General features: G+C 62.3%; 10 protein-coding genes, 2 pseudogenes and 1 other annotated feature. Of the genes and pseudogenes, 8 read left to right on the forward strand and 4 right to left on the reverse strand.

What is annotated here, in order from left to right; translation table 11 throughout:
• Positions 1-237: 237 nt before the first annotated feature.
• Complete coding sequence (gene ltrA / locus G559_RS0127830) at positions 238-1,497, forward strand: group II intron reverse transcriptase/maturase (protein ID WP_245586557.1); 1,260 nt, start codon at positions 238-240, stop codon at positions 1,495-1,497.
• A 173-nt stretch (positions 1,498-1,670) separates the two neighbouring features.
• On the opposite strand, the gene G559_RS0127835 is transcribed toward ltrA, so the two are convergent.
• Positions 1,671-2,543, reverse strand: a complete 873-nt coding sequence (locus G559_RS0127835) for a DUF6685 family protein (protein WP_028631370.1) — start codon at positions 2,541-2,543, stop codon at positions 1,671-1,673.
• A 147-nt stretch (positions 2,544-2,690) separates the two neighbouring features.
• Here G559_RS0127835 and G559_RS0127840 point away from each other — a divergent pair, with 147 nt between their 5' ends.
• The gene (locus G559_RS0127840) at positions 2,691-2,912 is read left to right on the forward strand and encodes a DUF2835 domain-containing protein (protein ID WP_028631371.1); all 222 of its coding nucleotides are present in this window, start codon (positions 2,691-2,693) and stop codon (positions 2,910-2,912) included.
• Positions 2,913-2,970: 58 nt separating this feature from the next.
• Positions 2,971-3,996, forward strand: coding sequence for a quinone-dependent dihydroorotate dehydrogenase (locus G559_RS0127845; protein ID WP_028631372.1), 1,026 nt, complete (start codon positions 2,971-2,973; stop codon positions 3,994-3,996).
• Positions 3,997-4,089: 93 nt separating this feature from the next.
• On the opposite strand, the gene rmf is transcribed toward G559_RS0127845, so the two are convergent.
• Positions 4,090-4,305 (reverse strand): ribosome modulation factor, encoded by a 216-nt coding sequence (gene rmf / locus G559_RS0127850; RefSeq protein WP_028631373.1) that lies wholly within the window; start codon positions 4,303-4,305, stop codon positions 4,090-4,092.
• Between the two features lie 432 nt (positions 4,306-4,737).
• Between rmf and rlmKL the strand changes: the two genes are divergently transcribed.
• Positions 4,738-6,915 (forward strand): bifunctional 23S rRNA (guanine(2069)-N(7))-methyltransferase RlmK/23S rRNA (guanine(2445)-N(2))-methyltransferase RlmL, encoded by a 2,178-nt coding sequence (gene rlmKL / locus G559_RS0127855; protein WP_028631374.1) that lies wholly within the window; start codon positions 4,738-4,740, stop codon positions 6,913-6,915.
• 176 nt (positions 6,916-7,091) lie between these two features.
• On the forward strand, positions 7,092-9,869 hold the full coding sequence (locus G559_RS0127860) for a sensor domain-containing diguanylate cyclase (protein ID WP_028631375.1): 2,778 nt from the start codon (positions 7,092-7,094) through the stop codon (positions 9,867-9,869).
• Between the two features lie 36 nt (positions 9,870-9,905).
• On the opposite strand, the gene dacB is transcribed toward G559_RS0127860, so the two are convergent.
• Positions 9,906-11,363 (reverse strand): D-alanyl-D-alanine carboxypeptidase/D-alanyl-D-alanine endopeptidase, encoded by a 1,458-nt coding sequence (dacB, locus tag G559_RS0127865; RefSeq protein ID WP_028631376.1) that lies wholly within the window; start codon positions 11,361-11,363, stop codon positions 9,906-9,908.
• 224 nt (positions 11,364-11,587) lie between these two features.
• On the opposite strand from dacB, the pseudogene G559_RS30565 reads away from it, so the two are divergent.
• Positions 11,588-11,650: pseudogene (locus tag G559_RS30565) on the forward strand (hypothetical protein); the annotation flags it as partial.
• 396 nt (positions 11,651-12,046) lie between these two features.
• On the opposite strand, the gene G559_RS0127870 reads toward G559_RS30565, so the two are convergent.
• On the reverse strand, positions 12,047-12,391 hold the full coding sequence (locus G559_RS0127870; protein ID WP_028631377.1) for a YggL family protein: 345 nt from the start codon (positions 12,389-12,391) through the stop codon (positions 12,047-12,049).
• Between the two features lie 486 nt (positions 12,392-12,877).
• Here G559_RS0127870 and G559_RS0127875 point away from each other — a divergent pair, with 486 nt between their 5' ends.
• Together G559_RS0127875 and G559_RS0127880 are read left to right on the forward strand one after the other, a co-directional pair.
• Positions 12,878-13,159: a hypothetical protein gene (locus tag G559_RS0127875; RefSeq protein ID WP_155945768.1), complete on the forward strand. Its 282-nt coding sequence runs from the start codon at positions 12,878-12,880 to the stop codon at positions 13,157-13,159.
• Between the two features lie 12 nt (positions 13,160-13,171).
• Positions 13,172-13,527: pseudogene (locus G559_RS0127880) on the forward strand (transposase); the annotation flags it as partial.
• Positions 13,450-13,527, forward strand: a sequence feature (AL1L pseudoknot). This feature is flagged as partial in the annotation. (Overlaps the previous pseudogene by 78 nt.)

Genomic DNA, 13,527 nt, shown 5'->3' on the forward strand with positions numbered 1-13,527 from the left:
AGGTGCAGGAATGACCGTGCAGAAGTCAGCAGAGGGCATAGTAGGTCACGAGACTGAAGGCCTGAACAATTAATACCGAGAGTAGGACAACTGATCTCGACAACCCACGATGACGCAGAAGCTCCCGATATGGGAGGCCTGCCTGCCAGAGCCGGACGGAATCCGGAAGGAAGCCCGCAGAGTGCTGAGGGGGTTGCGGCGACAGCTGGGCGAACGAAATCGGAGGGCTACCGGCTCATGGAGCTGGTGGTCGAACCCAGCAACCTGCGACGAGCGCACAAGCGCGTCCTGAAGAACCGAGGCGCAGCGGGCGTTGATCGCCTGACGGTCGAGGAATTGAAGGACTGGCTGTTGGTGCACTGGTCGAGTGTGAGGGCGGCACTGCTGGAGGATCGGTACCTGCCTCGGGCGGTGCGCCGAGTGGACATTCCCAAGCCTAACGGCGGGGTTAGAAGACTCGGCGTACCCACGGTGGTAGATCGACTTATCCAGCAGGCGCTCCATCAAGTACTGCAACCGATCTTCGAGCCCACTTTCTCCAATGGCAGCTACGGCTTCCGTGCGCAGAGAAGTGCGCTCGATGCGGTCGCCAAGGCGAAAGAGTATGTAGCCGATGGAAAGCAGTGGGTGGTGGACATCGATCTGGAGAAGTTCTTCGACCGGGTCAACCACGATGTGCTGATGGCTCGACTCGCCTACCGGGTGAAGGATGGTCGCGTTCTGAAGCTGATTCGACGCTTCCTGGAAGCGGGGATGATGGCTGATGGCGTGATCCAACCTCGCAACGAAGGCACGCCTCAAGGTGGGCCGCTGTCCCCGCTACTGTCGAATATCCTGTTGACCGATCTTGATCGAGAGCTGGAAAGACGGCGGTTGAAGTTCTGCCGCTACGCCGACGACTGCAACATTTATGTCGGTAGCGAATGCACAGGCCGGCGGGTGATGGCGAGTATCAGAGCCTTCCTGGAAGGCCATCTGAAACTGCGTATCAACGAGCAGAAAAGCGCAGTGGCGCGGCCTTGGAAGCGAAAGTTTCTGGGCTATGCGCTCACGATCTACCGCAAGGAAGCTCGGGTGCGGATCGCCCCCGAGAGTCTTCGCAGGCTGATGGATCGAGTTCGTGAGTTGCTGCGCAAGGGCCGAGGACGGTCCTTGCCCCACACCATCGAGGTGCTAAACCCCGTACTGCGGGGTTGGGCGAACTATTTCCGACTGACCGCAAACATGCGGACACTGGATGAGCTCGATTGGTGGCTGCGTCGAAAATTACGTTGCCTGCTCTGGCGGCAGTGGAAAACCCCGAAGACCCGCGAACGACGACTCATCTCACTTGGGCTTAGGCCCGAGCGGGCGTGGCAATCGAGCGTTAATGGGCGCGGGCCTTGGTGGAACTCGGCATCCCATCACATGAACCAGGCAGTACAGACGTTGTACTTCGCCAAAATGGGGTTGGTCTCGCTGCGCAGTACTGTGCAGCGACTCCAGTGTATTAATTGAACCGCCGTATGCGGAACCGCACGTACGGTGGTGTGAGAGGGCTGAGGGAGTAATCCCTCACCCTACTCGATCGCCGGATAGTGGGGAGTCGCTGAGCGGGTGCGACCCAGTGCGCGGGTGTGCTTCGCGAAAGGACAGGTTCACCAGGAATCGAAATCGCCCCAAGGCAGCGATCAGCACAGCCTTTGCAGATAGGACACTACATCTGCTGCGCCGGCCAGGCGCAGGCCTTCGCCCAGGGCCGTGGCTTCGGCGTGCTTCTTTGGCAGCAGAATGAGCTCCGGCGCTCCGGAGTTGCGCAGGAACGTCAGGCGCGAGTAGGGGATGCCACCGTCCAGCAGCAGGCCCATGAAGGCCGGATCGCTCCAGGCCTGCACCGGCATGGCCAGTACGTGGTAGCGGTCGTCCAGGAGCTCCAGGCCGCCGGGGTCGAGGCGGTAGTCGGTGATTGCTGCGGGGAGGGTGGCTTCTAGCTCACGCAGGCGTGCGTACGCAATGGATGCAGCGAAGGCTTCGGAGTGCTGGTCACCGCTCCAGAACACTCGATTGCCGTGCCAGTTGGCTCGGAAGAGGCTGATGGGCGCGCCAGCGAGAAAGCGTGGCAGCGGCAGGCTGATGGCCTTGATGAAGTCCTTGTAACTGATGATTCGGACCTTGCGACTGTGCAGGCCAGCCAGGTAGTCCTCGAAGCTCGGGGAGGGCGCCGGTTCGTTGTCGTTGCCGCACAGGCCGTCGACTTGGCGCAGGTCAAAACTGGAGAGGTGCTGTTCACTGCGCTTCACCACGCCCACCAATACGGCGTGGGCTTCGGCCTTGTCGTCCTGGACGGGGCCGGACAGGGCGCCGCGTGGCAGTTCCACCAGCCGCTGCAAGGGCGGGCCAGCTTGCCACCAGATGGATTCCTGGGGCCGGGGCAGTTGCTGGAAGGGCAGTCGCAGTTGGCTGGCGCGTTCGAATACCCGACGCGGTGTCTTGCCAATGCCGAAACGCTGGGCGATTGCAGCCAGGCGGGCGCTCAATGGTGGTGGTGGCTGCATCTGACTCATGGCCTGAATACTCCCGGGTCACGGGTCGCAGTGTGGCAGAGGGTTGCCGGCCGTGCGAACCGGGCGTCGGACATTTCCGCTTGGCGGGGAAGGAGAGTGAACAGACGGTGTGGCAGAATCCTGCTCTTCATTGTCGAGGATGCCTCCATGCCCAGCGTGGTGCTGGATATTTCCCTGACTGCGGACGAATTCCTCGCAGTCTATCAAGGACGAGCAAACCGTGTGTTGCTGCGCAGTCGCGACGGCCGCAAGGTCAGCCTGCCGGCCCATCATCTGCGCCCGCACCTGGGACATTCCGGCGTGCGCGGCACCTTCCAGCTGGATTTTTCCGCCGACGGCAAGCTCCTCAGTCTGCGTCGCCTCGCCTGATTGGGCGCGGCGCGGCTATAATCGCCGCCCCATACCGCCTATCGATGCCCGACCGACCATGTACAAACTGGCCCGCGAGCTGCTCTTCTCCCTGTCCCCGGAAACCTCCCACGAACTGTCCATCGACCTGATCGGCGCCGGCGGCCGTCTCGGCCTCAATCGCCTGCTGACCAAGGCACCGGCAAGCCTGCCGGTCAAGGTGATGGGGCTGGAGTTCCCCAACCCGGTGGGCCTGGCTGCCGGCCTGGACAAGAACGGTGACGCCATCGACGGTTTCGCCCAACTGGGCTTCGGCTTTGTCGAGATCGGCACCGTGACGCCGCGTCCTCAACCGGGCAACCCCAAGCCGCGGCTGTTCCGCCTGCCCCAGGCCGAAGCCATCATCAACCGCATGGGCTTCAACAACCTGGGCGTCGACCATTTGCTGGCGCGAGTACGCGCGGCCAAGTACGACGGGGTGCTGGGCATCAATATCGGCAAGAACTTCGACACGCCGGTCGAGCGCGCGGTGGACGACTACCTGGCCTGCCTGGACAAGGTCTACGCCCATGCCTGCTACGTGACGGTAAACGTCAGCTCGCCGAACACGCCCGGACTGCGCAGCCTGCAGTTCGGTGATTCGCTCAAGCAACTGCTGGAAGCCCTGCGCAGCCGCCAGGAAAGCCTGGCCGCCCAACATGGCAAGCATGTGCCGCTGGCCATCAAGATCGCCCCGGACATGTCCGACGAAGAAACGGCCATGGTGGCCAAGGCGCTGCTGGAGTCCGGCATGGATGCGGTCATCGCCACCAATACCACCCTGGGCCGAGAGGGCGTTGACGGGCTGCCTCACTGCAATGAGGCGGGTGGTCTCTCCGGCGCTCCGGTGCGCGACAAGAGCACCCACACTGTGAAAGTGCTGGCGGGTGAGCTGGGCGGTCGCCTGCCGATCATCGCGGTGGGTGGTATCACCGAAGGCCGTCACGCAGCGGAGAAGATCGCCGCCGGCGCCAGCCTGGTGCAGGTCTACTCGGGCTTCATCTACAAGGGGCCGGCGCTGATTCGCGAAGCGGTGGACGCCATCGCGGGGTTGCCGAGGAGCTGAGGAGAAATAAAAAGGGCTCCCGCTAAGGGAGCCCCTGGGCTTGCGCCCGCCGCCCGGATGGGGCGTGCTTGGTGAAGTCGGTGTGATCCTGTGTCAGCCGACGGCGTGGAGTTCGTTCAGTCGGTGAATACCGGCGGTGCCGGTGTAGCCATCCCAGTTGTCGCCACGGCCCTCGCGCCAACCGTTGATCCAGGCTTGCCGTGTGGTGGGATGGGTGAAAGGACAAAGATCGCGGGATTTGCCGTTGATGCCGTGCTGATAGCCGCGCAAGAATGCTCGTTCCATCGGATCACGCTTAAGTCTTCTCATAGGGTGTAGCCCTCATTTGTTGACTGTTATGTCCATTGGCCCCAAGTCGGGACCTGGCAGAAAATGCTCTGCCTTCGAGGACCCGTTGCCGGCGTGACGGGCCTTCATCCATCGCCATTGCGGCGACGGGTTAAGCTGATTTCTAACCAATGCCCCCAGGCATGTGAATGATCGTTTTGTCATAAGGACGTAACTTGAAGGTGGCAACGGCCATAAGCAGATGGAAACGTTTTTTGCCACTTTTCGGTCTAAGCCCCGTGGCTTGGGGGCTGACCAGAGTCATGATGTCGTAGTGCTATTTCGTTTTGCGCACGAATCAGACAGTTTTTGATTCCGACGAAGGGCCGTTCCGCGACCTTACGTCACACTTTTTCTTACCGCACAGCTTCTGCCCTGTGCCGCTGATCGCCTCTGAGGCCCCAGGATTCTCCAATGTCGGATCGCTACGAACTATTCCTTACCTGCCCGAAGAGCCTGGAGGGCCTGTTGGCCGACGAGGCCACGCAACTCGGCCTGCAGGACGTACGCGAGCAGGTTGCTGCGGTGCGCGGCCAGGGTGACCTGGAAACCGCCTTCCGCCTCTGCCTCTGGTCCCGCTTGGCCAACCGGGTACTGCTGGTGCTCAAGCGCTTCCCGGTGCAGAACGCCGAGGATCTCTACCAGGGCGTACTGGCGGTGGATTGGCACGACCACCTGATGTCCAACGGCAGCCTTGCGGTCGAGTTCAGTGGCCATGGTTCGGGCATCGACAATACCCACTTCGGCGCGCTCAAAGTCAAAGACGCTGTCGTCGACAAGCTGCGTACCGCCGATGGCACGCGCCCGTCGATCGACAAGGTCAACCCGGATCTGCGCATCCACCTGCGTCTGGAAAAGGGCGAGGCCATCCTCTCCCTCGATCTCGCCGGCCACAGCCTGCACCAGCGCGGTTACCGCCTTCAGCAAGGTGCTGCACCACTGAAAGAGAACCTGGCCGCAGCCATCCTGATCCGTGCCGGTTGGCCGAGGATCGCCGCAGAAGGCGGTGCCTTGGCGGACCCCATGTGCGGCGTCGGCACCTTCCTGGTGGAAGCAGCGATGATGGCCGCCGACATTGCGCCCAACCTCAAACGCGAGCGCTGGGGTTTCTCCAATTGGCTGGGCCATGTGCCTGCGTTGTGGAAGAAGCTCCACGAAGAGGCTCGTGTGCGCGCCGTGGCGGGCCTGGCCAAGCCGCCGCTGTGGATTCGCGGCTATGAGGCCGATCCGCGCCTGATTCAACCCGGCCGCAACAACATCGAACGTGCCGGTCTTGGCGACTGGGTGAAGATCTATCAGGGCGAGCTGGCCACCTTCGAACCGCGTCCGGACCAGAACCAGAAGGGTCTGGTCATCAGCAACCCGCCCTATGGTGAGCGCCTGGGTGATGAAGCCAGTCTGCTCTACCTCTACCAGAACCTCGGCGAGCGCCTGCGTCAGTCCTGCCTGGGCTGGGAGGCGGCAGTGTTCACGGGGGCGCCGGAACTGGGCAAGCGCATGGGTATTCGCAGCCACAAGCAGTACGCGTTCTGGAACGGCGCCCTGGCGTGCAAGCTGCTCTTGCTGAAGGTCCTGCCGGAACAGTTCGTCACGGGCGAGCGGCGTGCAGCCGGGGAGGGCGATCGCGCCGCCCCGCGTAGCGAGCCTGCGCGCTTGAGCGAAGGTGGCCAGATGTTCGCCAATCGCCTGCAGAAGAACTTCAAGCAGTTGGGCAAGTGGGCGCGCAAGGAGGGCATTCAGTGCTATCGCCTGTATGACGCCGACATGCCTGAATACGCGCTTGCCGTCGATCTCTATGGCGACTGGGTGCATGTGCAGGAATACGCACCGCCTCGATCCATCGACCCAGAGAAGGCCCAGGCGCGCCTGCTGGATGCCCTGGCCGCGATTCCCCAGGCGCTGGATGTGGACCCGGCCCGTGTGGTGGTCAAGCGCCGCGAGCGCCAGAGCGGCACCCGCCAGTACGAGCGCCAGGGCAGCGAAGGACGCTTCATGGAAGTCAGCGAAGGCGGGGTCAGGTTGCTGGTGAACCTCACCGACTACCTGGACACCGGCCTGTTCCTCGACCATCGGCCGATCCGTCTGCGCATCCAGCGTGAGGCTGCCGGCAAGCGTTTCCTCAACCTGTTCTGCTACACGGCCACCGCCAGCGTGCATGCAGCCAAGGGTGGTGCGCGCAGTACCACCAGCGTCGACCTGTCGAAGACGTACCTGGATTGGGCGCGGCGCAACCTGTCGCTGAACGGTTTCTCCGACAAGCACAAGCTCCAGCAGGGCGATGTGATGGCCTGGCTGGCGGAAGACCGTGGCGAATACGACCTGATCTTCATCGATCCGCCGACCTTCTCCAACTCCAAGCGCATGGAGGGTGTGTTCGATGTGCAGCATGACCATGTCCAGTTGCTGGATCTGGCCATGGCGCGCCTGGCACCGGGTGGGGCGCTGTATTTCTCCAACAACTTCCGCAAGTTCCAGTTGGATGAAAGCCTGGAGTCCCGCTATTCAGTCACTGAAATCAGTGCCGAAACCCTGGATCCGGACTTCGCGCGCAACTCGAAGATCCATCGTGCCTGGCGCATGACTACCCGCTGAGGCGCCCTCGCGCCTCAGCGCTTTCCTTTCTCGACACTGGCGTCGGCGGCTCCGGCCGTCCGGCGTTTGCCTTGGCCGGTCGGTTGCCCATGCGCGCACCTAGGCAAAGTGCCACCATCTGGCTATGTTGATGCTCACAGGGACGGTATTTCCACACCCAGATTCGAGAAGTGAGCATGCAGTCGCTTGCGAAGGAAAAACTGAACCTGTCGGCATTGCTGTCCGGCCGCCCGCTGGTTTGGCTGGTTTGTCTATTGACCGTCTTCGGCGGCGCGGCGCTTACCCTCCTGCTCAGCCAGGCGGTGCGTCACGCAGAAGAGGCGCAGTTGCGCGAGCGCTTCAGCCTGGCAGCCAGCGAACGCATCAGTCGGATCCAGGAGCGCCTGGACGGCCAGCTCAAGGAGCTGGATGCCGTCCAGCGCTTCTTCAGCAACTCCCGTGAGGTCACCCTTGGAGAATTCCAGGGATTCGTCGGTCCGTTGCTGGGCGACACCCTGGTCTATTCCTGGGTGCCGCGCATTACGGGGAGCATGCGGGAGACGTTCGAGTCGCGTGCCCGTGCCGAGGGTATGGCCGGCTTCGCGATCCGCGACCTGAAGGGCGACCGCCTGGTGCCCAGTCCACCGCGGGATGAGTATTTCCCGGTCTACTACAGCGTGACCGCGCGCATCGATGAAGTGCCCCTGGGGATGGACATGAATTCCAATCCGGCGCGACGTGCGGCCATCGAGAAGGCGCGCCGGACCCACGGTATCACCGTCACCGAGCTGTTGCGGGTGATCGGCGTGGTGGAGCGTGAAGCCAGCGGTGTGGCCATCCTGGCGCCGGTGTACGAAGGCAATGTGCCGAGCGATGCGGGCCTGCGCGGTTTCGTCGTGTCGGTGCTCAGCCTGAACCTGGAGATGGAGGCGGCGATTGCGCCGCACAGCCTTGAAAGCCTGGTGATGCGGGTCAGTGATGTCAGTGAGGACGGCCATGAGCAACTGATCTACCAGAGTGCCGAGGCGCCGGAGAGCGAGCTGCGCCTGCGCCGCGTAGTGCCGTTTGCTGATCGCCGTTACCTGCTGGAAGTGGTGCCGAGCGCGGCCTTCCTTGCTGGGCCGCCGCTTTCTACGGCAAACCTGGTGGCGATCAGTGGCCTGGCATTTACCCTGCTGCTGGCGGGATACCTGTTGTTGATGGTCAATCAACGGCAGGGCGCCCTGGCCCTGGTGGCCGAGCGCACGATGGAGCTACGCGAGCGCGAGATCGAGCTTCAGTTGAGCGAGGAGCGCTGGAGCTTTGCCCTGGATGGCGCCGGGCATGGCGTCTGGGACTGGGAACCTCAAGCCGGTCGCATGTTTCTTTCCAGCGGTTGGAAGACCATGCTCGGCTATGCGGAAGATGAGGTGAATGACAGCCTCGAAGCCCGTAATCGCCTGGTCCATCCCCAGGACCAGCCCCTGGCGCGTGCTGAGCTGGAGCGCCACCTGCGCGGCGCCAGTGCGGTTTACCAGAGTCAACATCGCATGCTGCACAAGGACGGTCGCTGGGTCTGGGTGCTGGACCGCGGCAAGGTCGTTGAACGCGGGGCCGATGGTTCGCCGTTGCGCATGATCGGCACCCAGACCGATATCAGCTCCAGCAAGGCAGTCGAACTGCAGTTGGCCATGGCTCACGGACAACTGCGCAGCCTCCTCAATGCGGCGACCCAGGTGGCCATCATCAGCACTGACCTGCGAGGTGCGATCCTCCAGTTCAACGTTGGTGCCGAGCGCATGTTTGGCTACCGCTCCCTCGAAATGATCGGCCGCCACCCTGTGGTGTTGCACCTGGAGCGCGAGGTGGAGGAGCGCTGTCGGGAGCTGGGGCGACAGCTGGGCAAGCAGATTCCCGACTACCAGGCCTATGTGGAGGAAGTGACGGCGGGCGACCGCTATGACGAGCACGAATGGACTTTTCAGCGCCGCGATGGCAGCCAGCTCATCGGCAGCCTGATACTCACCGGCGTGCGCGACGAGCGTGACGTGCTGGTGGGTTTCCTGGGCGTTGCCATCGATGTGACCGAGCGCAAGCATGTGCAGCAGGCGCTGGAGGCGCGGGATCGCTTGCTGGAGAAGCTCAGTGCGCGGGTACCGGGTTTGCTTTATCAGTTCCGTATGGAGTCGAACGGGCACTTCAGCTTCCCCTATACCAGTGCTGGCGTACTTGAAGTCTTCGAAGTGGAACAGGACGTAGCGCGGGACGACGCCATGGGGCTGCTGGAGCGGGTCCACCCCGATGACCTGGAGCGTGTCCAGAGCTCGATCCGTCGCTCAGCCGAACTGCTTACCCCCTGGCGCGAAGATTTCCGTGTGCTGCTTCCACGCCAGGGGCTGCGCTGGCTGCGGGGCGAGTCGGTGCCCGAGCGTGGCGAGGATGGCGCCGTGCTCTGGCACGGCTACATCACCGATATCACCGGGCTCAAGCTGGTGGAGCAGGAGCTGCGTGCACTGTCGGTGACCGACGCCCTGACCGGTGTCTACAACCGGCGCTACTTCCAGGAACGCCTGGACCTTGAGATCGCGCGCGCCGAACGTCGCGAAGGCCCGCTGGCGCTGGTGATGCTGGATATCGATCACTTCAAGCAGATCAACGATCGCCACGGCCACGAGGCGGGGGACCGGGTACTCAAGGCCTTGTGCTTGCGGGTTGGCGAGCGTCTTCGGCGCATCGACGTGCTGTGTCGGCTGGGGGGTGAAGAGTTCGTGGTGCTTTGCCCTGATACCAATGTCGACCAGGCATTCCAGGTGGCTCAGGCACTGTGGCAGGCGCTGGCGCGCGAGAACGTGGCAGGAGTAGGGCAGGTGACCGCCAGTTTCGGTTGTGCCGGCTGGCGTGAAGGGGAGGATGCCGACGACCTGTTGCGCAGAGTGGATGCGGCGGTGTATGCGGCCAAGCAGGCTGGCCGCAATCAGATCCGCATCGCCGACTGACAGGGTGGCCGCCCGCGCGGGGCGGCCACTCATGAATCAGTTGGCGCCAGCGACGCTCTTCGGCTGGCGATAGAGGTCCACCAGCACCTGGTCGAGGATGGCCGAGGCCCCCCAGGGGCGGGAATCGTTGAGGATTGCTACCACGGCCCAACTGTTGCCATTGCTGTCACGGCTGAAGCCGGCAATCGCACGGACAGTGTTCAGGGTGCCGGTCTTGATATGCGCTTCACCTTCCAGAGCGGTTCGGCGCAGGCGTTTGCGCATGGTGCCGTCCATCGCCACCAGCGGCATCGAGGAGATGAACTCGGCAGCGTAGGGGCTCTGCCAGGCGGCCTGGAGGATGGTGGCCATCTCGCGGGCGCTGACTCGTTCGTTGCGCGACAGGCCCGAACCGTTCTCCATCACCAGGTGCGGTGCGGTGATGCCTTTCTTCGCCAGCCAGTTTCGGATGACCCGTTGCGCGGCCTTGGCGTCGTCGCCATCGGCGGCGGTGCGGTAACGCGCGCCGATACTGAGGAACAACTGCTGGGCCATGGTGTTGTTGCTGTACTTGTTGATATCGCGGATGACTTCCACCAGGTCCGGCGAGAACGCACGCGCCAACAGCTTGGCGTCCTTGGGCACATCGCCCAGGCGGTCCTTGCCGTCGATGCTGCCGCCCAGCTCCTTCCAGAACGCGCGTACGGCGCCGGCGGCGTAGCCAGGATGGTCAAGCAGGGACATGTAGGTCTGCGCACTGCAGCCTTCCGGCAGCTTGCCGCTGGCGATCAGGGTGGTGCCGTCGTACTGGGTCACCGGGTTGTAGCGCACGTCGGGCCAGGAGGGGCACTTGCCAGCCTTGGTCACTTGCACCTTGCTGTCGATGCGAATGCTCTCGATCGGCGGCTCCATGGCCAGGTTCACCTTGCCGCCTTCGGCTCGGGCGATCAGACGCACGGCCTTGAGGTTGACCAGCAGCGAATCGGGGCCGACCAGGAAGGGTTTGTTGTCGTCGCCGCCGTCATCATTGAAGGCGGGAAGTTGCGGATGGACGAAGTAGCTGCGGTCCAGCACCAGGTCGCCGGTGACCTGGCGTACGCCGTTGGCGCGCAGGTCCCGCATCATCAGCCAGAGCTTTTCCATATTCAGCTTGGGATCACCGCCACCCTTCAGGTACAGGTTGCCGTTGAGCACCCCGTTCTTCAGGGGACCGTCGGCGTAGAACTCGGTCTTCCATTGATAGGTGGGGCCGAGCAGCTCCAGGGCGGCGTAGGTCGTGATCAGCTTCATGGTGGACGCCGGATTCACCGACACATCGGCGTTAACCAGGGTCTGGGCGCCCGGACCGGTGAGGGGCAGCGTCACCAGGGAGAGCGAGTTCGAGGAGATCTTGTTGGCGGTCAGGGCCTTCTGCACTTTGGGCGGAAGGTTGGTGTTGACCTGCGCGGCTTGCAGTGACGCGGCGCAGGGCAGGATCAGGGCGGCGAGCGCGAGGGTACGAATGGACTTGAACATCAAAGCTTGCCCTCCTGGCGAGGGCGAGGGGCGAAAATGAATGACATGGCAGCTGTTCCCATGATGGGTCGGGAAATCGGCGCATTATGCCGCAACCCTGCCCCAACTGTGCGAGTTCGCTGCTCATTTCGTCTGCCAGTAGCACTCCTGGTGAGCGGCGGGCGGGCAAGTTGCGACGGAAGCTGCTAGAGTGCCGCCCGTCATTTCTGCCGAGGAACTGCCTAATGGCTACCAATCGCTCCCGCCGCCTGCGCAAGAAACTTTGCGTTGATGAATTCCAGGTTTTGCCAATTAGCAAAAAATAATCAGAATGTTGTCAAAAACGTCTTACCCCCGCCGGCCTGTATCCCTGCTTCTCTCGTAAGTTTCCGCCTGCCGTTTGCCGATGACGCCCCTGGGGGATGCCACGGCAGTCCAGTCTCAGCCACTCCCTCGTTTAACGCCTGACGGGCACTTTTTCATACGCAAGGCAAACCCTACGTGTGGGTTGCCAGTCATTCTCTAATCGAGTCTGTCCCGGTCTTCATCTCAGCCGTTCGCTACTTACGTTCGCGGTCTCCTGTGGGCCGACGTGCGCCCCGAAGCAGGCATCTTGCGTAGCCACTGACTGAGTAACACGAGCAGCTAATAGAAACGAAAAGGCCACCCTTTCGGATGGCCTAATGCTCGCAGATGCTCTGGCTTCAAACAGCCGGATTAATCGGCGTCTCTGGGTACCAGGCGTCCTGCAATGGGCTGACCTCGATCTTGGTCAGTTCGCTACGGCCTTTCAGCCAGGCTTCAACAGCCGCACGTTGCTCCTCACTTACCGAGCCGCGTTTAGCCAGGCATACCAAACCGAACTCTTCGCCGCCTACGTAGTCCAGGCCGTTCGCGACCATGGCCTCGCCCAGAAACGCGTTCAGGAAAGCATCGATGGCTTCATCCGAAAGGTCTTGCTTGAAATCCAGATTGAGCTCGAACCCCAATTCCTGGAACTCGTCAACACAGAGCTTCTTGCGCAGACGGCGGGAACGGTTAGTAGCCATGAAAAAATCCTCTAGGTAATTGCGGCGCGCAGTCTACCAGCTAAGGCGTCGGAGTGCCTGCGAGATTAGCCAAAGTGACCTCACGTTCAAGCCTCGAAGTAATCATCAGAGCTGTCGCGGCAACAGGTCTGTGTTCGGTGGAGGCGTACCCGACTGGATCTCCGGCTCGAGCTTGCGCCACAGTGAGGTGTTTCGCGGGGTGGACCGCTGGGGCAACCCAACTCCTCACCCATGGACTTCACCAAGTCAGCGCAACCCTTCGCACATTGCTGGTCGAAACTGGCGACAACCAAAGATGCAAGCGAAACAACGAAAAAAGTGGATGATCTCCTAGGACCACCGTCCAGATTGCCATCTCGCCAACATGATAGGGGCGTCAGGGGAAGGAAATTGAGCAAGAAATAGCGCAAGAAGTCAGCTCGCTCGCCGGCTAAGAGGCCGCATCTACCGGTCGAGATGCTGCGTGTCATGGATGAACGACGGAAGATGTTTGACCAGGCCTTTCAGGCATCCTGCGGTCGGGTGCGTGAAGTACTCACGCGATTCAATCCGGGTGACTTGCTCATGGCTGTCAACATTTCGGACCTCTGGCAGGCGAATCTCGCTAGTCAGATCAAGCACCAACTTGCCTTTAGCCTGCTGGTGTCCGCACTGGCCGATTGCTTCGCAGCAGCACGCATGACCAGATTCGAGGAGTTCTCGGGGTTCTGCAGCGCATTGATTGAGGCCTTGAATCGCCCCGGGTTTCGTGGAGGCCTCAACTCTTGAGAAGATGAGGCCATGAGAAAGACTACGACCTACTCCCCTGAAGTCCGTGAACGTGCCGTGCGCATGGTTCTGGAGCACCTGAACGACTACCCCTCCGAGTGGGCGGCCATTGAGGCCATTGCCCCGAAGATCGGCTGTGCAGCGCAAACCCTGCATGGCTGGATTCGTCGCCATCAGACCGATGCCGGCCAACGTCCTGGGCCGACCACTGACGAGCGTGAACGCATCAAAGCCCTGGAGCGCGAAAATCGCGAGCTGCGCAAAGCCAACGAGATTCTGCGCCTGGCCAGTGCGTATTTTGCCCAGGCGGAGCTCGACCGCCGCACCAAGTCCTGAGGGCCTTTGTCGATCAGCATCGTGACCGTCTC

Source organism: Metapseudomonas resinovorans DSM 21078, from assembly GCF_000423545.1.
Taxonomy (GTDB): domain Bacteria; phylum Pseudomonadota; class Gammaproteobacteria; order Pseudomonadales; family Pseudomonadaceae; genus Metapseudomonas; species Metapseudomonas resinovorans.

Coding starts and splice junctions, on each gene's coding strand:
- G559_RS0127860 (WP_028631375.1), top strand. CDS start 7,092: ATGCAGTCGCTTGCGAAGGAAAAACTGAACCTGTCGGCATTGCTGTCC.
- rmf (WP_028631373.1), bottom strand. CDS start 4,305: ATGAGAAGACTTAAGCGTGATCCGATGGAACGAGCATTCTTGCGCGGC.
- dacB (WP_028631376.1), bottom strand. CDS start 11,363: ATGTTCAAGTCCATTCGTACCCTCGCGCTCGCCGCCCTGATCCTGCCC.
- G559_RS0127840 (WP_028631371.1), top strand. CDS start 2,691: ATGCCCAGCGTGGTGCTGGATATTTCCCTGACTGCGGACGAATTCCTC.
- ltrA (WP_245586557.1), top strand. CDS start 238: ATGGAGCTGGTGGTCGAACCCAGCAACCTGCGACGAGCGCACAAGCGC.
- G559_RS0127835 (WP_028631370.1), bottom strand. CDS start 2,543: ATGAGTCAGATGCAGCCACCACCACCATTGAGCGCCCGCCTGGCTGCA.
- G559_RS0127845 (WP_028631372.1), top strand. CDS start 2,971: ATGTACAAACTGGCCCGCGAGCTGCTCTTCTCCCTGTCCCCGGAAACC.
- G559_RS0127875 (WP_155945768.1), top strand. CDS start 12,878: ATGTTTGACCAGGCCTTTCAGGCATCCTGCGGTCGGGTGCGTGAAGTA.
- G559_RS0127870 (WP_028631377.1), bottom strand. CDS start 12,391: ATGGCTACTAACCGTTCCCGCCGTCTGCGCAAGAAGCTCTGTGTTGAC.
- rlmKL (WP_028631374.1), top strand. CDS start 4,738: ATGTCGGATCGCTACGAACTATTCCTTACCTGCCCGAAGAGCCTGGAG.